This is a genomic window from Paractinoplanes rhizophilus (genome assembly GCF_042664765.1).
GTDB classification, from domain to species: Bacteria; Actinomycetota; Actinomycetes; order Mycobacteriales; family Micromonosporaceae; genus Actinoplanes; species Actinoplanes rhizophilus.
On record NZ_JBHTBJ010000040.1, the window covers coordinates 44779 to 60651 of the forward strand.

Sequence of the window (15873 nt, forward strand, 5' to 3'; positions counted from 1 at the left end):
GCGCGTAGGAGTGAGGCTCGCGGCAACGTCATACCCCCGTGCGACGATATTGGGCGTGAACACCGCGCCCCCCGATCCGCTGTTGCTCGTTCTCGGCGACGAGGAGTTGCTCGCCGCGCGCGCGATCACGGCCGCGGTCGATGCGGCGCGTGCCGCCGATCCCGGGGCCGACGTCCGGGAGTATGAGGGCGGCGCGATCAGCGCGGGCGAGGTCGCCGAGATGCTGAGCCCGTCGCTGTTCGGCGGCCGCCGGGTGCTGGTGATCCGCAGTGGACAGGACGCGCGCAAGGATCTGATTGCCGCGCTGCTGGCGTATGCGAAGAGTCCCGACCCCGAGGTGACGCTGATCGTCGCCCACCTCGGCGGGGCCAAGGGCAAGGCACTCGCCGACGGCCTGCGCTCGGCCGGCGCCACCGTGGTGCCCGCGGTCAAGCTCAAGGGCGACCGGGAGCGCATCGCGTTCGTGCGCGACGAGTTCCGCCGCCACGGCGGTCGCTGCGACGAGTCGGCGGCGTCCGCGCTGCTCGCGTCGGTCGGCAACGACCTGCGGGAGATCGCGGCGGCCTGCTCGCAGCTGCTCGCTGACACCGACGGCAAGATCACCGAGGCGGTCGTCGCGCGGTACTACAAGGGTCGCGCCGAGGTGAGCGGCTTCACGGTGGCCGACGCCGCGATGATCGGCGACGTGCCGGCAGCGCTCGAGGCGCTGCGCTGGGCGCTGCACGTCGGCGTCGATCCGGTGCCGATCGCCGACGCCATCGCCGACGGCGTCCGCACGGTGGCCAAGGTCGCCGCCGCCGGCCGGGGAAACCCCTACCAGATGGCCAGCAGCCTGGGCATGCCAGCGTGGAAGATCCAGCGTGCCCAGGAGCGCAGCCGCGGCTGGACGCCCGAGGGCCTGGTCGACGCGATGCGCGCCGCGGCCGACTGCAACGCCGCCGTCAAGGGCGGCGCCGAGGACCGCGGATACGCCCTCGAGCAGGCCGTCTTCGCCGTGGCCGCAGCCCGCCGCGGCGGCGTGGCCCGTGGCGAGGGCATGGCCCGTCGAGGGGGCGTGGCCCGATGAGCCGGGGGACCGGGGCGCACCTGCCGATGTATGCCCGCATGCTGCGGCTGCGCCACGTCGCGCCGAGCGGATTTCTCTGCTTCGTCTTCCTGGAGGGCAGCGTCGCGCTGGGCGCCCTGCTCGCCCTGGCCGAATTGGTCAGCTGGTTGGGGGTGCTGGTCCTGCCGTTCCTGGTCGCGCTGATGGTCAAGCTCAACGACGTCATCGCCGGCGCGCTCACACAGCCGCCGGTCCCGGCCGGTCCGGCCGCGGCCCGGGCCGCGGTCCTGCGGCCGGCCACCGCGGGCGGAGCCGGGGTGAGCCCGCCGGTCCGCATCGCCGAGGAGGCGACGACACGGCTCCCGGGCGTCATCAACCGGAGGCGCGGCGCCCCGGTCATGCGTCCGTGGGCGGAGCAGGTCGAGGCTCAGCAGTGGCGCGTCCGGCAGTCCGCCACTCGCCGTTACGAGTGAGCAGGACCTCAAGTCGGTCGCCCGTCAGCGCATGGCCGTGAGTATCGGTGGGTGGCCGGGCGTCAGTGCGCGGCCGTGAGTGTCAGCGCGTGGCGTCGCGTACACGTTTGCCGGTTACCATTCGCGGCGGCCTTGCGCCATGAACGACGCGGGCACCGCCTCGGACCGTGATGGTCCGGCGGTGCCCAGGTGTGGTCGTCGATGACCGGCTCGCGTGGAGCGAGCTGTGGCGCGGCGGCCTCCGTGCTGCCGCGCCGGCGATCCGGCTAGGGATCGGCGAAGTCGTACCCGGCTTGCGCGTAACGCGGCCGGGCCGCCTGACGGGTCAGGCGGACAGCGAGGCGACCCGCTTGGCGATGGCCGACTTGCGGTTGGCCGCCTGGTTCTTGTGGATGACGCCCTTGCTGACAGCCTTGTCGAGCTGACGCGAGGCGTCACGCAGCAGAACGGTAGCCGTCTCGACGTTGCCCGCCTCGCTCGCCTCGTTGAGCTTGCGGATCACGGTCTTCAGCGACGACTTGACCGACTTGTTGCGCAGCCGGGCCTTTTCGTTCTGCCGGTTGCGCTTGATCTGGGACTTGATGTTCGCCACGCGACAGCCTTGTCCTGACTAGGTTCGGAAACTGGTCTCAAGCGCGGTGGTCACCGTGGTCGGCTGTCGAAACAGCCAGCCACCGGAGTGGCTGTCTGCCGGAGCAGCGAACAGCGGCGCGTCACCACACGCGATGAGCCAGACTACCAGCACCGCCACGACCCGCCAAAACGGCCGCCTCCGCGCCGGCCGAGTTGCCACCCTCCCGTCCGGGCGCGGCGATCCCCTCACGGCGTGCCGCTCCCGCCCGCCGGCCGACGGGCCCCGCCGGCCGAGGCGGTCAGCTCACCGCCAGCCGCGGCGCTCCGCCAGCCACGCCAGCGCCTGCTCCCCGCTGAACCGCTGATGCTGCCGGCTGTGAGGCGACGCGCTGCTCGGGCCGCCGTCCGCGCGGACCAGCCAATACCCCGCGAGGGCCGCCAGTGCCCCATCCACGCCGTCGTCCGGAGCGTCCCAGGGGCTGAGCAGGGCGTCCGTGTCCAGACCGCTGGCGAAGGCGCTGACCAGCAGCGTAACCGTGTCGAACCAGGGCGCGCCGAGGCACGGCCACGTCCAGTCGCACAGCCAGGCCCGGCCGCCGCGGTCGATCAGGACGTTGTCGATCCGCAGGTCGCCGTGGGTCATCGTGGCGCCGGAGGCCAGCTCCGGCAGCGCACGTTCCAGCGCGGCCAGCTCGCGGATCCGGTCCGGCGCGATGGTGGCCCGCGCGGTTCGCGGTAGCGGTTCGCGGCCGCTCTCGATCTCGGACCACCAGGACATCTCGCCGCGCAGGATCTCCGGCAGGGCGGGCACGCCGGGGGCCAGCAGCTCGGCGGTGGGCTCGCGCAGCGCTTCGGCCGCGGCCGACCAGGCGGTCAGGGCGGACCCCAGCTCCACCGGCGACCACGGAAGGGACGGGATGTGCCCGTCGATCGCTTCCAGGCATAGGACGAAATAGCCGGAGTCGACCATCGTCCACAGCGGTCGGGCAGCGGAGACGGCCCCCGGCAACGCCGACGTGAGCGCCGCCTCCCGGGCGTACCAGTGCGATGTTGGATCTTGGAGCGGTGCGGCCTTGACAAATGCACTAAGCCCTGCCGAGGTCGTGATAATCGCGGCGAAGGCGCGGGTGAAGCCGCCGCCGGCGCTTTGCGCCGAGGCGATCGGCGCGCCCAGCCGCGCCGAGATGGCTCGCCGCAGGCTTTCCGGCAGCTCAGACCAAAGAGGGCGTACGGCGGTGGCACCGTACGCGACGTCGGGCAGTGAAATCGGCCGCACCCGACCATCCTGCCGTCCCGAATTTTGTCGTACCCGGCTGGCAGGATCCTGGCCATGAGAACCGACGACTTCTGGGCGGTCATCGGCCGGGCAACCGCCGATCGACCGTCCTCTCCCGGCGAGGTGGCCAAGCGCGCCGCCGCCGATCTGGCCACCCATGACCCGGAGGAGATCGTCGCCTGGGCCCGCCACCTCGACAAGGTCATGGTCGCCTCCGGCACGCAAGACCTGTGGGCGGCGGCCTACCTGATACACGGTGGGTGTTCCGAGGAGGGCTTCGACAACTTCCGGGGCTGGCTGATCGCGCACGGCCGCGAGGCGGTGGCGCGGTCGGTGCAGTCGCCCGACTCGCTGGCCGACGTGCCGGTTGTGCGCGCCGCGGTGGAGACCGGCGCGGTTTTCGAGGCCGAGGAGGTGCTGACCATCGCGGCCGAGGCGTATCGGCAGGCGACCGGGTCCGAGTTGCCGGCGGGGGAGAGGCCGGTGACCCGGCCCGACGCGGCCGAGCTGTGGGATTTCGACAACGAGGAGGAGATGCGGAGGAGGCTGCCGCGCTTGTCGGCGTTGTTCCTCGAGCCGCCGGACTGACTCGAGCCGCCGGACTGACTCGAGCCGCCGGACTGACCTGAGCCGCCGCGCTGACTTGAGCAGGGCGCTGCGGGAACCAGGGCGCGGCGGGGCCAGGCTGGCTGCGGGAATCAGGGTGCCGCGGGAGGCAGGGTGCCGCGGGAGGCAGGGTGGCGCAGGGCCAGGATGCGGGAAAGCCGGTCGAGTGGGGGAGGGCTGCTCCGGGACACTTGGGGCCATGGAGGCTGCAGAGGGGACTGTCGCGGCGGTCAGTTGTAACGACACCTACGCGTTCACGAAGCCGGTGCGGGACGAGATCGTCCTGATCGCCGGGGTGGGGGTGAAGGGAGACGTGCATGCCGGAGTGCACGTCAAGCACCGGGGGCGGGTGCGCAACGATGCCACGCAGCCGAACTTCCGGCAGGTGCACCTGATCCAGCGGGAGTTGTTCGCCGAGGTGGGGGCCAAGGGGTTCGCGGTCGCGGCGGGCAATCTGGGCGAGAACGTGACCACCAGCGGTATCGACCTGCTCGCGCTGCCGGTGGGGACGATTCTGCGCTTCGGAACACCCATGGACGCATCCGGCGTGAACGCATCCGGTACGAATCTATCCGGGGGCGGCTCGGGGGCGCTCAAGGCGGTGCTGGAGGTGGCTGCCGCGGCGGAACTTGATCGGGCTACGGCCGCGTCGTCGGAGGCTCTCGCAGCGGCTGCGGCGCGGGATCGGGGGGACGACCCTCGACCGGCCGTGGTGCTGGCGGGGCTGCGCAACCCGTGTGCGCAGATCAACGCCTTCCAGCAAGGGCTGCTCAAGGAGGTGATCGGGCGGGGCGAGGGCGGCGACGTGATCTACAGAGCCGGGGTCATGGCGGTAGTGCTGCGTGGCGGCGCGATCCGGCCCGGCGACACGGTCACGGCCGAGCTGCCGCCGCTGCCGCACGGGCCGCTCGAGCGGGTCTGAGACGGCTCGTGCTGGTCTGAGACGGCTCGCGTCACCTGCGATGAGTGCCGCGCGAGTGCGGAAGGGCGCGGCCACCTGCGATGGGGTGCCGCGCGGTGGGGGCGGAACGGCGCACGTTACCGCGATGGGACGGCCGCGCGGTGGGGGCGGGACGGCGCACGTTACCGCGATGGGACGGCCGCGCGGGTGCGTGTGAGAGCGCCGCTGCTGCTGGGTGCGGCGGTGCTTGAGCGGGTGTGAGCGGGCGCTCCACGCGGGCGTGGGACGATAGAACTCGCCGGCCGTGTGTCGGCGGGCCCGCGCCGGCCCTCATGCCGGTGGCAACCCCAAGCTTGTGACGACTGAGAAGAACGGACGATCGTGCCTGGACCGCTCGACCCCGGTGTGAATGTGATCGGGGCTACCGACCCGAGTCGCATCCGCAACTTCTGCATCATCGCGCACATCGACCACGGCAAGTCGACGCTGGCCGACCGGATGCTGCAGATCACCGGGGTGGTCGACCCGCGGCAGATGCGGGCGCAATACCTCGACCGCATGGACATCGAGCGGGAACGCGGCATCACCATCAAGTCGCAGGCCGTGCGCATGCCGTGGGTGGTGCGCGAGGGGGACCAGCAGGGCGATTCCGCGGTCCTCAACATGATCGACACGCCGGGGCACGTCGACTTCACGTACGAGGTGTCCCGCAGCCTCGCGGCCTGTGAAGGGGCGATCCTGCTCGTCGACGCGGCGCAGGGGATCGAGGCGCAGACTCTCGCCAACCTGTACCTGGCGATGGAGAACGACCTCCACATCATCCCGGTCCTCAACAAGATCGATCTGCCCGCCGCGCAGCCCGAGAAGTACGCCGAGGAGCTGGCGGGCCTGATCGGCGTCGACCCGTCGGACGTGCTGCGCGTGTCCGGCAAGACCGGCGTGGGCGTCGGCCATCTGCTCGACGAGATCGTCCGGCAGGTCACGCCGCCGGTCGGCGACGCGAGCGCCCCGGCCCGGGCGATGATCTTCGACTCGGTGTACGACGTGTACCGCGGTGTCGTCACGTATGTCCGGGTCATCGACGGGCGGATCGAGGCGCGCGACCGGATCAAGATGATGTCCACGGGCGCGGTGCACGAGCTGCTCGAGATCGGCGTCGTCTCGCCCGAGATGGAGAAGGCCGGCGCGCTCGGCGTCGGCGAGGTGGGCTACCTGATCACCGGCGTGAAGGACGTGCGCCAGTCCCGGGTCGGCGACACGGTCACCGGCAACAACCGGCCGGCCAAGGAGGCGCTCGGCGGGTACAAGGACCCGAAGCCGATGGTCTACTCCGGCCTCTACCCGATCGACGGCTCCGACTACCCGGCCCTGCGCGACGCCCTCGACAAGCTCAAGCTCAACGACGCCGCGCTGGTCTACGAGCCGGAGACGTCCGCGGCGCTCGGCTTCGGCTTCCGCTGCGGCTTCCTCGGCCTGCTCCACCTCGAGATCATCGGCGAGCGGCTGGAGCGCGAGTTCGGCCTCGACCTGATCTCCACGGCGCCGAACGTGGTCTACCGCGTCTACACCGAGGACGCGCAGGAGCACGTGGTGACGAACCCCAGCGAGTTCCCCAGCGGCAAGATCGCGGAGATCCACGAGCCCGTGGTGCGGGCCACCGTGCTGGTGCCCAACGACTACGTCGGTGCGGTCATGGAGCTCTGCCAGAGCCGCCGAGGCAGCCTGATGGGCATGGAGTACCTCTCGAGCGAGCGGGTCGAGCTTCGCTACACCCTGCCCCTTGCCGAGATCATTTTCGACTTCTTCGACCAACTGAAGAGCAAGACCAAGGGGTACGCGTCGCTCGACTACGAACCGTCCGGCGAGCAGGTGGCGGACCTGGTGAAGGTGGACATCCTGCTGCACGGGGAACCGGTCGACGCCTTCAGTGCCATCGTGCACAAGGACAAGGCGTACGCGTATGGGGTGAACATCGCGGCCAAGTTGCAGAAGCTGATCCCGCGGCAGCAGTTCGAGGTGCCGATCCAGGCTGCCATCGGCAGCCGGATCATCGCGCGCGAGACGATCCGCGCGATCCGCAAGGACGTCCTCGCCAAGTGCTACGGGGGTGACATCACCCGGAAGCGGAAGCTCCTCGAGAAGCAAAAAGAGGGCAAGAAGCGGATGAAGATGGTCGGCCGGGTGGAAGTGCCGCAGGAGGCCTTCATCGCCGCGCTGTCGACGTCTGACTCTTCGGACACCAAGGGAGCAAACAAAAAATAGGTCGGTTTGGTTTCTCCGGCGCTCGGGAACTGTGGGGCTCGACGGACGCAACAGATGCTCCACCCCCGAGGAGGAAACCTCATGACTGTCACCGGCATCATTACGGCGCTCATCGTCGGTCTTGTCATCGGCGCGCTGGGCCGCCTGGTCGTACCGGGCAAGCAGAACATCCCGATCTGGCTGACCATGGTGGTCGGTATCGTCGCCGCGCTGCTGGGTACGGTCATCGCCCGGGCCTTCGGCGTCGCGGACACGAAGGGCTTCGACTGGATCGAGTTCCTGTTCCAGGTTGTCCTTGCCGCGATCGGCGTTGCCCTGGTGGCCGGCGTCGGCTCGCGCCGCCGCCTCACCCGATAAGGGAAGCTGCACCCAAGCGCCGGACCTGGTTCAGGTCCGGCGCTTTGCTTGTGCAAGCAAACGGCAACGGCTGCGGGGAAGGGGCGCGGAGGCGGGGTGCCTGCGGTGGCTTGGGCAGACGAGGTGGGTGCGTCGGCCCGTGGACGTGACCAGCGGGCGAGGGCGGCGGCCTAGGGCGGTGCCCGTGAGCGACGCGAGGCGGGCAAGCCGGGCGAGCGCGACGCGGGCGCGGCAGTCTCAGTAGCGGAACTTGTGTTGCGCGCTTCGCCTGTTCACCCAGGCCGGCAGCTCGTCGACGTGGTCGCGGAGGGGCTGGCGCTCGTCGCGGGTGTGCGCGTCGGTCACGTTGCGCATGGTCAGCACGTAGCCGCGGACCAGGCGGTCCTCGCGCAGGTCGCGGTAGGTCGCCTCGATCAGGATCTGCGACTCGTCGGAGCGGCGCAGGGCGCAGAACATCGTGCCGTCCCCGTTGGACTGGAAGGCCCGCCGCACCACGCCGCGGTCGTCCGGGTGCACCAGGTCGGTCAGCGAGGAGAGCGGCGTCACCCGATCGTCGCCCAGCAGGTCGTGGACGGCGGGGCTCGCGTACCGGATGCGCTGGTCGTCGTCGATCACCAGCATCAGCTCGGCGGTGTTGCCGATGACCGTGCGGAGGTACTGGTCGCTGTCGCGCCGGCCCACCGCCTCGACCATCGAGATGCGGTCGAGCGCCAGCGCCGCCTGGCCGGCCAGCACCTCGAGGGCGTCGCGCGTCACGGTCAGCACCTCGCGCGGCGCCTCGACGATCAGCGCGCCGCCGCCGGGCCGCGCGACCGCCAGCGGCTCGAGCCGCAGCGGGCAGACCAGGGTCGTGTCGCCGGACCACCAGCTGCGCGGGCTCGGCTCGGGCGGCGGGGCCGGCACCGCATCGTCGTCGACGGCGAAGACGAGCGAGCGCAGCGACGACGGCGGCATCAGCTGCTCGGCGGCGGCGTGCACCGCCGCCTCGACGGCCGGCCGGTCGGCCGCCGCGACCAGCGCGCCCGAGGCCGTGCGCAGCGCCCGCTCGCGGGCCGCCGCCTGGCTGTTCTGCGAGATCGAGTCGGCCAGCCGGGTGATGGTCAGCAGCAGCGTGAGCGCGCCCACCACCGCGATCACCACGCCGTCGTGGACCTCGCCGTGGAGCGCCTCGACGAGGAGCACCGCCGGCGGCGTCGCCACCGCCGCGCCCAGCAGCGCCGCCCAGTGCCCGCGCCACTGGGTCACGCGCGGCGGCATCGGCCGGGTCAGCCGGGTCATGGACGGATGCAGGGCGGCCAGGCCCCACGCGACATACAGCACGAGGTAACCGGCCTCGGTGACCGTGCCGGGTGCCAGCGGATAGACGATGTCGCTGATCAGCATGCCGACCGAGCCGGCCAGCAGCAGCGCCGACGACACGTTGCGCCCGGCCGCGAGCACGAGCCGGCCGGTGACCCCGATCAGGAGGAGATCGCCGATCACGTCGGCCGCCGAGATCTTGCCGGTGAGGACCTTGTTACCGATCATGAAGACCCAGACGACCAGCAGCGTCGAGCAGGCCGCCGCCAGCAGGTCGATCAGGCGCGCCCGCTCGACCAGCAGCGAGCCGCCCCGGGTGAACTGGATCAGCGCGCCCGCGACCAGCACGAACATCGACAGGTAACAGGCCTCGGCGGCGGGCATCGCCCCGATCGCGTAGAAAACGTCACCCACCGCGATCGCGGCCACCGACCCGGCCAGCAGCAGCCAGGGGCCGACGCGGCTGGGACGGTGCCACCGGACGCCGACGATGATCGCCAGACAGCTCGCCGAACCCAGCAGGATCCATTCGATCGCCCTCGACACGCTCTACTTAGTACCAGGGCGGTAGCTATCTGTCCATCAGCGGATATACGCTGTGCTATTCGTCCGTGAATCGCTCGACATCACGCAGAGCGATGGCCGGCGGAGGCCCGGCGGTCCCGTCGCCCGGCCCATGCCGAGGGTGTTTCGCGAAGTCAGCTGAAGACCTGGGCGACGACCCGGCGCTCGTCCACCCCGGCGTCCGCGCTCACCGGCTGCCACTTGCCGTCGGGCGCGTGCCATTCGAGGTCGGCGAAACGTACCCGTTCGAGGCCGGTGGCCGACGCGTGCGAGACGAGCCAGTGCGCGTACCGCCAGCCGGTGCTCGCGTCGGAGACCACGACCGTCAGTCCGGCCGCCTGGGTCGCCGCCGGCGTCTTCGCCAGGCCCTTGCCCCAGTCGAGCTTGAGCCCGTTCATCAGGGCCGCGGCGGCCGCCGCGCCGCGCAGGGCGGGCGCACCCGTGACCGTGCAGGCCACCGCCCCGGTGGCCCGGCCGGTCAGCGCGCGGGCCAGCACGGCCGACTCGTCCGCCCACTTCTCGTACGCGTTCGGGTATGCCGACCGCTGCACCCGCTGCGCCGCGTCGGTGACCCGCATCCGCTCCCAGCCCTTGACCTTCTTGAGCGCCGAGTAGAACTTGTCCGCCGCGTATCGCGGGTCCTGAATCTTCTCCGGGCTGCCCCATCCCTGGCTGGGCCGCTGCTGAAAGAGCCCGACCGAGTCGCGGTCGCCGGTGTCCAGGTTTTCCAGCTTGGACTCCTGGAGGGCGGTGGCCAGCGCGATCACGACGGCCCGCTCCGGCATCCCGCGCCGGATGCCCACCGCGCTGATCGTCGCGGCGTTGGCCATCTGCACCAGGTCGAGGGTGACCTTGCCGTCGGCCTGCACGGTGCACTCGGGGCCGATGATCTTCGGCAGCTTGATGTCGCCCGACATGCCACGCACCACGACCACTACGCCCAGGGTGCCGATGACAGCGAGCAACGCGAGCACCACGATCGGCGTCCTGCGCACTCACACCTCCTCGACGGCTTCCCCGTGGACCAGGCAACAAGCGTAAACAACGACCGCATCACGCGAATGTCACTGCACCGCGCGCCGCGTGCCGCGCCCTCGGCGGGTCAGGGGGCCGGCACCCACGACGGCGGACGCTTCTCGCGGAACGCGTTGACCCCCTCGGTGCCCTCGGCCGAGCGGAAGTACGCGCCCGAGCGCTCCGACAACTCGGCCAGCTCGGCCCGGATCGACGGGGCCGGGGCGCGCCGGAGCAGCTGCTTGGCGCCCGCCAGGGCCAAGGGGCCGCCTTGCACCAGGGCGTCGCAGTAGGCCGCCACCGTCGCGTCCAGGCCCTCGGCCGGCACCGCCTTGGTGACCAGCCCCACCTCGGCCGCCCGTACGCCGTCGAAGACCTCGCTGGTCAGATAGAGCTCGGCCGCTGCCCGCGAGCTGAGCCGGGGGAGGACCGTGGCGCTGATCACCGCCGGGATGACGCCGAGGCGTACTTCGGTGAACGCGAAGGTGGCCTCGCGCGCGCAGACCGCGATGTCGGCCGCCGCGATCAGGCCGAGGCCACCGGCCCGGGCCGGGCCCGCCACCCGGCAGACCACCGGCTTGGGGAACTCCCAGAGCGCGGCCAGCACGTCGGCGAGCAGCTCGGCCGGCACGCGACCGGTCGCCCGGGCCTCGGCGGTCTCCTTGAGGTCGGCGCCGGAGCAGAACACCGGCCCGGTGTGGGAGAGCGTCACCACGCGGACGCCGGGGGCGGTCAGGGCGGCGGAGAGCGCCTCGAGCAGCTGTCGCATCAGCGGCGTGGAGAGGGCGTTCCGGTTGGCGGGGCTGTCCAGCGTCACGGTGGTCACCCCGGCGACGGTGGCGGTTCGGACCAGATCCATGGCGGAACCCTAACGGTGCACACTTGTCGGATGGCTGGCGCACTTCCCGATGGCGATCCGGTACCCACTGACGGGTCGCTTCCATCCGGCGCGGCGGCGAACGCCGGGAAAAACGGATTTGCCGTATATGTCCACGTGCCGTTCTGCGCCAGCCGCTGCGGCTACTGCGACTTCAACACCTATACGGCGAGCGAGCTCGGTGGCGTCGGCCGCGAAGGCTACGCCGACACGGTCCTCCGCGAGCTGGAAATCGCGAAGCAGGCGATAAATCCGAAAAAGGTGGACACGGTGTTCGTCGGTGGCGGCACCCCCACCCTGCTGAGCGCGGACGACCTCGGCCGCATCCTCGACGGCATCGACAAGACCTGGGGCCTCGACGAGAAAGCCGAGATCACCACCGAAGCCAACCCCGAGTCGGTGACCCCCGAATACCTGCGCCGGCTCCGGGCGAACGGCTTCACCCGGATCAGCCTGGGCATGCAGTCGTCCAGCCCGCACGTGCTCAAGATTCTCGACCGGCAGCACACCGCCGGGCGGGCGCCGCAGGCGGCCCGGGAGGCCCGGGAGGCGGGCTTCGAGCACGTCAACCTCGACCTGATCTACGGCACCCCGGGCGAGACCGCCGATGACTTCGCCGCGTCCCTGCGGGCCGTCGTCGAGGCCGGCGCCGACCACGTCAGCGCGTACGCCCTGATCGTCGAGGACGGCACCCGGATGGCCGCCCGGATGCGCCGCGGCGAGCTGCCGTACCCCGAGGACGACGTGGCCGCGGACCGCTACCTGGCCGCCGAGCAGGCCCTGACCGAGGCCGGGTTCGCCTGGTACGAGGTCTCCAACTGGGCCACCAGCGAAGCCGCCCGCTGCCGGCACAACCTGCTGTACTGGACCGGCGCCGACTGGTGGGGCCTGGGGCCGGGCGCGCACAGCCACGTCGGCGGCGTGCGCTGGTGGAACGTGAAGCACCCCACGACGTACGCGAAAAGGCTCGCCGACGGTGTCTCGCCCGGCCATGCCCGCGAGATCCTCGACGACGAGGACCGCCGCGTCGAGGACATCATGCTGCGGGTGCGGCTCAGCGACGGCATCCCGCTGGCCGGGCTGGACGAACGCGGGGCCAAGCAGGCGCTCGACGACGGTCTGCTGGTGCCGGAGGCGTACGCGAAAGGGCAATTGATCTTGAATTTGCCGGGCCGGCTGCTCGCCGACGCGGTGATCCGAGACGTCGTGTAACGCCGGGCCCCCGACCCGGCGCGACACTTTACTTGATGATTTGCACCGTCATGGGGTAGTTGTACGGCTCGTTGTTGCTGGCCTTCACACCGGCGATGACGCCGAAGACGATCGCGATGATCGTGGCCGCGACGCCGACGAAGATGCCGATGACGATGCAGCTGAGCACCCAGCCGACCAGCGCGATGATCGACCAGAGAATCTGGAAGTTCAACGCCTTGACGGCCTCGGCGCGCACGACCGGGGACTGGTTGCCCCGGGCGAGCAATGCGACCAGCGGGGCGATCCAGCCCGCGCAGCCGCCGCCGAGGAAGGCGCCGGCCGCGCCGCCGAAGTGGGAGACCAGGATCCAGGTGCGGTCATCCGAGGCGTTGCCGGGTTGCGGGCCGTAGCCGTACTGCTGAGGAGGCGGGTTATAGCCACCGGGAGGCGGGTTGTAGCCACCCGGAGGCGGGTTGTAGCCACCGGGAGGTGGGTTGTATCCGCCCGGAGGCGGACCGTAACCGCCGCCGGGCGGCGGCGGGGGCGGGGATGAAGGAGGCGGTGTCGAACCCGACGTCGGATCGTTGGCCGCATACGGATTACCTTCACCGGGCGGGCGAGGTGGTTCAGTCATGGCTGACACCGTAGGACCGCAGCTCAATACGGTCGAGAGCGACATGCGGAACGAGTACAGGAATAGACAGTCCACTCGATCATCGCGTTGCCGCCGACAGCGACGTAGACTGGCACTCTGTCACGGGGAGTGCCAAGCGCCGGCGAGGGAGGGTCAGATGAGTCTCGATGACCGCAAGCTCGAGGTGCTGCGCGCGATCGTCGAGGACTACGTCGAGACCCAGGAGCCGGTCGGCAGCAAGGCGCTGGTCGAGCGGCACCAGCTGGGCGTCTCCCCGGCCACCGTGCGCAACGACATGGCCGTGCTGGAGGAGGAGGGATACATCCGCCAGCCGCACACCAGCGCCGGGCGGGTCCCCACCGACGCGGGCTATCGCCTTTTCGTCGACCGTCTCTCCAAGGTCAAGGCGCTGAGCCCGGCCGAGCGCCGCGCGATCGAGCGCTTCCTGATCGGCGCGGTCGACCTCGACGACGTGGTGCATCGCACCGTGCGCCTGCTGGCTCAGCTCACCCGCCAGGTCGCGGTCGTGCAGTATCCGTCGCTCGCCCGCTCTTCCGTGCGCCATCTGGAACTCGTCCCGATCTCCACGACCCGCCTGATGCTCGTGATGATCACCGACACCGGCCGGGTCGAGCAGCGCCTGGTCGAGCTGCCGGGCCCGGTCGCGTCCGACGACGTGCTCGACCTGCGCCGCAAGGTCAACGAAAAACTCGCAGGTCAGCGCATGTCCGACACCCCACCGCTGGTGCAGGGCCTGGTCGACGAGTGCGCCCCCGACCGCCGCAACACGATGGCCTGCCTGGCCAGCGTCCTGCTCGAGACGCTGGTGGAGCGCAGCGAGGAGCGGCTCGCCCTCGCCGGAACGGCGAACTTGACGCGGGGAGGTGTGCTGGACTTCCAGGGCACGCTTCGTCCGGTGCTCGAGGCCCTCGAGGAGGAGGTCATCCTGCTCAAGCTCATCGGCGACCTGGAGCCCAGCACGACCAGGGTGCGCATCGGCGACGAGAACGAGATAGACAACCTCCGATCCGCCTCGGTGGTCAGCACCGGTTACGGCCCGGGGGCGACTATCGTTGGTGGGCTCGGTGTGCTCGGACCCACCCGGATGGACTACCCCGGCACCATCGCCACGGTGCGTGCGGTGGCACGCTACGTGGGCGACCTGCTGGCCCAGAACTGACCGGCTCAGAACTGACGGAATCGCGCTGACAATGAGGACCCCAAACCCCGTGGCCAAGGATTACTACGGCATTCTCGGCGTGAGCCGGGAGGCCACCGACGACGAGATCAAGCGCGCCTACCGGAAGCTGGCTCGGCAGTACCACCCCGACGTCAACCCCGATCCCGAGGCCGCCGAGAAGTTCAAGGACATCAACGCGGCGTACGAGGTGCTGTCCGACGACCAGAAGCGGCAGATCGTCGACCTCGGCGGCGACCCGCTGGCGCCCGGCGGCGGCATGGGCCCCGGCGGCCCGGGCGGTCCCGGCGGCCCGTTCGTCGGCTTCCAGGACATCATGGACGCGTTCTTCGGCACGGCGGCCGGCGGCGGCTCCCGTGGCCCGCGCCCGCGCACCCGCCCCGGCGCCGACGCGATCCTGCGCCTCGAGCTCGACCTGGTCGAGACGGCGTTCGGTGTCGAGGCCCCGATCACGGTCGACACCGCGGTGCTGTGCACCCAGTGCTCCGGCGCCGGCACCGCGCCCGGCACCCACCTGGCCACCTGCGAGACCTGCGGCGGCCGCGGCGAGGTGCAGAGCGTGCAGCGCACGTTCCTGGGCCAGGTCGTCTCCTCCCGCCCCTGCTCCACCTGCCAGGGCCACGGCACGGTCATCCCGCACCCCTGCCCCACCTGCGCCGGCGACGGCCGGGTCCGCACCCGCCGCTCGCTCACCGTCAAGATCCCGGCCGGCGTCGAGGACGGCATGCGCATCCGCCTGGCCCAGCAGGGCGAGGTCGGCCCCGGCGGCGGCACCGCCGGCGACCTGTATGTCGAGATCCACGAGCGCCCGCACGACGTCTACTCCCGCAAGGGCGACGACCTGCACTGCCGGGTCACCCTCCCGATGACCGCGGCCGCCCTCGGCACCCGCCTGACGATCAAGACGCTCGACTCCGAAGAGGCGATCGAGGTCAAGTCCGGCACCCAGCCCGCGTCGACGCTGCGCATCCGCGGCAAGGGCGTGCCGCACCTGCGTGGCCAGGGCCGGGGCGACCTCTTCGTGCACCTCGACGTCAAGACGCCCACCAAGCTCACCGCCGAGCAGGAGCGCATGCTGCGCGAGTTCGCCAAGACCCGCGGCGAGGACGTGGCCGAGCTGAGCAAGCAGGGCGGCTTCTTCAGCCGCATGCGCGACGCCTTCAACGGCCATTAGGCGCTCGTCAAGATCAAGATCAAGATCGTTATTTGATACGGGTCGGGGCAAAGTCCCCGATGCGCCGGGCGGCCGCCGTCGTGGGTCGCGCCCGGTGCCGCCCGCGCCGGGCTGAGCTGCCGGGTTGCGCTCTGCGCTGGGCTGGGCTTGCCGCGTTGCGCTCTGCGCTGGGCTGGGCTTGCTGCGTCGCGCACCTCGCTGGACATCTGCCAGAAGATGGACGCGTCGTCCCGCATGGCGAGAAGCACGCCGAACCCTCACCGGATATTTCGGATATATCCGGTGAGGGCTCGGGCTTTTCCGTCGAAGTTGATGAGTTGGTGTGCGGGGCTAACGGTGGCTTATCAAGATCCCGACGCGGGGCGCGGGTGCGGGCGCGGGCGTGCGCGCGGGCGGCGTGGGCGGCGCGTGCGGGCGGGCGGCCAG

The 15873-nt window shown here is 71.0% G+C and carries 15 protein-coding genes; 9 read left to right on the forward strand and 6 right to left on the reverse strand.

The annotated features are described in order from the left end of the window. The first annotated feature begins 46 nt into the window (after nt 1-46). Both holA and ACFQS1_RS33680 read left to right on the forward strand, forming a co-directional pair. The gene (gene holA / locus ACFQS1_RS33675) at nt 47-1066 is read left to right on the forward strand and encodes a DNA polymerase III subunit delta (RefSeq protein WP_378976065.1); all 1020 of its coding nucleotides are present in this window, start codon (nt 47-49) and stop codon (nt 1064-1066) included. After that, nucleotides 1063-1518 (forward strand): hypothetical protein, encoded by a 456-nt coding sequence (locus tag ACFQS1_RS33680; RefSeq protein WP_378976052.1) that lies wholly within the window; start codon nt 1063-1065, stop codon nt 1516-1518. Before holA ends, ACFQS1_RS33680 begins: the two co-directional genes overlap by 4 nt. A gap of 325 nt (nt 1519-1843) precedes the next feature. Here the strand turns inward: ACFQS1_RS33680 and rpsT are convergent, their stop codons facing one another. Together rpsT and ACFQS1_RS33690 are read right to left on the reverse strand one after the other, a co-directional pair. Then, entirely contained in the window at nt 1844-2110 is a 267-nt protein-coding gene (gene rpsT / locus ACFQS1_RS33685) for a 30S ribosomal protein S20 (protein WP_020512628.1), read from the reverse strand. A gap of 285 nt (nt 2111-2395) precedes the next feature. Next, a complete protein-coding gene (locus ACFQS1_RS33690) occupies nt 2396-3367 on the reverse strand; it encodes a phosphotransferase family protein (RefSeq protein ID WP_378976053.1) in 972 nt (323 codons plus the stop codon). A gap of 54 nt (nt 3368-3421) precedes the next feature. Here ACFQS1_RS33690 and ACFQS1_RS33695 point away from each other — a divergent pair, with 54 nt between their 5' ends. The 4 genes from ACFQS1_RS33695 to ACFQS1_RS33710 all read left to right on the forward strand — a co-directional run bounded on the left by ACFQS1_RS33695 (nt 3422) and on the right by ACFQS1_RS33710 (nt 7493). Further along, complete coding sequence (locus ACFQS1_RS33695; protein WP_378976054.1) at nt 3422-3955, forward strand: DUF4240 domain-containing protein; 534 nt, start codon at nt 3422-3424, stop codon at nt 3953-3955. A 217-nt stretch (nt 3956-4172) separates the two neighbouring features. Next, nucleotides 4173-4895: an MOSC domain-containing protein gene (locus tag ACFQS1_RS33700; protein WP_378976055.1), complete on the forward strand. Its 723-nt coding sequence runs from the start codon at nt 4173-4175 to the stop codon at nt 4893-4895. A gap of 360 nt (nt 4896-5255) precedes the next feature. After that, nucleotides 5256-7136 carry a translation elongation factor 4 gene (gene lepA, locus ACFQS1_RS33705; RefSeq protein ID WP_378976056.1) on the forward strand — a complete coding sequence of 627 codons (1881 nt, stop codon included), beginning with the start codon at nt 5256-5258 and terminating at the stop codon, nt 7134-7136. A gap of 81 nt (nt 7137-7217) precedes the next feature. Then, nucleotides 7218-7493 (forward strand): GlsB/YeaQ/YmgE family stress response membrane protein, encoded by a 276-nt coding sequence (locus tag ACFQS1_RS33710; protein ID WP_378976057.1) that lies wholly within the window; start codon nt 7218-7220, stop codon nt 7491-7493. 237 nt (nt 7494-7730) lie between these two features. On the opposite strand, the gene ACFQS1_RS33715 is transcribed toward ACFQS1_RS33710, so the two are convergent. From ACFQS1_RS33715 to ACFQS1_RS33725, 3 genes are all read right to left on the reverse strand, one after another. Then, nucleotides 7731-9338: a PAS domain-containing protein gene (locus tag ACFQS1_RS33715; RefSeq protein ID WP_378976058.1), complete on the reverse strand. Its 1608-nt coding sequence runs from the start codon at nt 9336-9338 to the stop codon at nt 7731-7733. Between the two features lie 152 nt (nt 9339-9490). Beyond that, nucleotides 9491-10351 (reverse strand): hypothetical protein, encoded by an 861-nt coding sequence (locus tag ACFQS1_RS33720; protein WP_417629340.1) that lies wholly within the window; start codon nt 10349-10351, stop codon nt 9491-9493. Between the two features lie 107 nt (nt 10352-10458). Next, the gene (locus ACFQS1_RS33725; protein ID WP_378976059.1) at nt 10459-11229 is read right to left on the reverse strand and encodes an enoyl-CoA hydratase-related protein; all 771 of its coding nucleotides are present in this window, start codon (nt 11227-11229) and stop codon (nt 10459-10461) included. Between the two features lie 30 nt (nt 11230-11259). Here ACFQS1_RS33725 and hemW point away from each other — a divergent pair, with 30 nt between their 5' ends. Then, nucleotides 11260-12459, forward strand: a complete 1200-nt coding sequence (gene hemW, locus ACFQS1_RS33730; protein ID WP_378976060.1) for a radical SAM family heme chaperone HemW — start codon at nt 11260-11262, stop codon at nt 12457-12459. 28 nt (nt 12460-12487) lie between these two features. Here hemW and ACFQS1_RS33735 read toward each other — a convergent pair whose 3' ends face one another. Next, nucleotides 12488-13075 (reverse strand): DUF4870 domain-containing protein, encoded by a 588-nt coding sequence (locus ACFQS1_RS33735; protein ID WP_378976061.1) that lies wholly within the window; start codon nt 13073-13075, stop codon nt 12488-12490. A gap of 157 nt (nt 13076-13232) precedes the next feature. Between ACFQS1_RS33735 and hrcA the strand changes: the two genes are divergently transcribed. Both hrcA and dnaJ read left to right on the forward strand, forming a co-directional pair. Further along, complete coding sequence (gene hrcA, locus ACFQS1_RS33740; RefSeq protein ID WP_378976062.1) at nt 13233-14255, forward strand: heat-inducible transcriptional repressor HrcA; 1023 nt, start codon at nt 13233-13235, stop codon at nt 14253-14255. Between the two features lie 49 nt (nt 14256-14304). Beyond that, entirely contained in the window at nt 14305-15447 is a 1143-nt protein-coding gene (dnaJ, locus tag ACFQS1_RS33745) for a molecular chaperone DnaJ (protein WP_378976063.1), read from the forward strand. Nucleotides 15448-15873: the final 426 nt, after the last annotated feature.

Bases quoted from the DNA above. Each gene is read 5' to 3' on its own strand.
- ACFQS1_RS33700 (WP_378976055.1), top strand. From the start codon at position 4,173: ATGGAGGCTGCAGAGGGGACTGTCGCGGCGGTCAGTTGTAACGACACC.
- ACFQS1_RS33695 (WP_378976054.1), top strand. From the start codon at position 3,422: ATGAGAACCGACGACTTCTGGGCGGTCATCGGCCGGGCAACCGCCGAT.
- hrcA (WP_378976062.1), top strand. From the start codon at position 13,233: ATGAGTCTCGATGACCGCAAGCTCGAGGTGCTGCGCGCGATCGTCGAG.
- ACFQS1_RS33680 (WP_378976052.1), top strand. From the start codon at position 1,063: ATGAGCCGGGGGACCGGGGCGCACCTGCCGATGTATGCCCGCATGCTG.
- ACFQS1_RS33735 (WP_378976061.1), bottom strand. From the start codon at position 13,075: ATGACTGAACCACCTCGCCCGCCCGGTGAAGGTAATCCGTATGCGGCC.
- ACFQS1_RS33710 (WP_378976057.1), top strand. From the start codon at position 7,218: ATGACTGTCACCGGCATCATTACGGCGCTCATCGTCGGTCTTGTCATC.
- hemW (WP_378976060.1), top strand. From the start codon at position 11,260: ATGGCTGGCGCACTTCCCGATGGCGATCCGGTACCCACTGACGGGTCG.
- ACFQS1_RS33725 (WP_378976059.1), bottom strand. From the start codon at position 11,229: ATGGATCTGGTCCGAACCGCCACCGTCGCCGGGGTGACCACCGTGACG.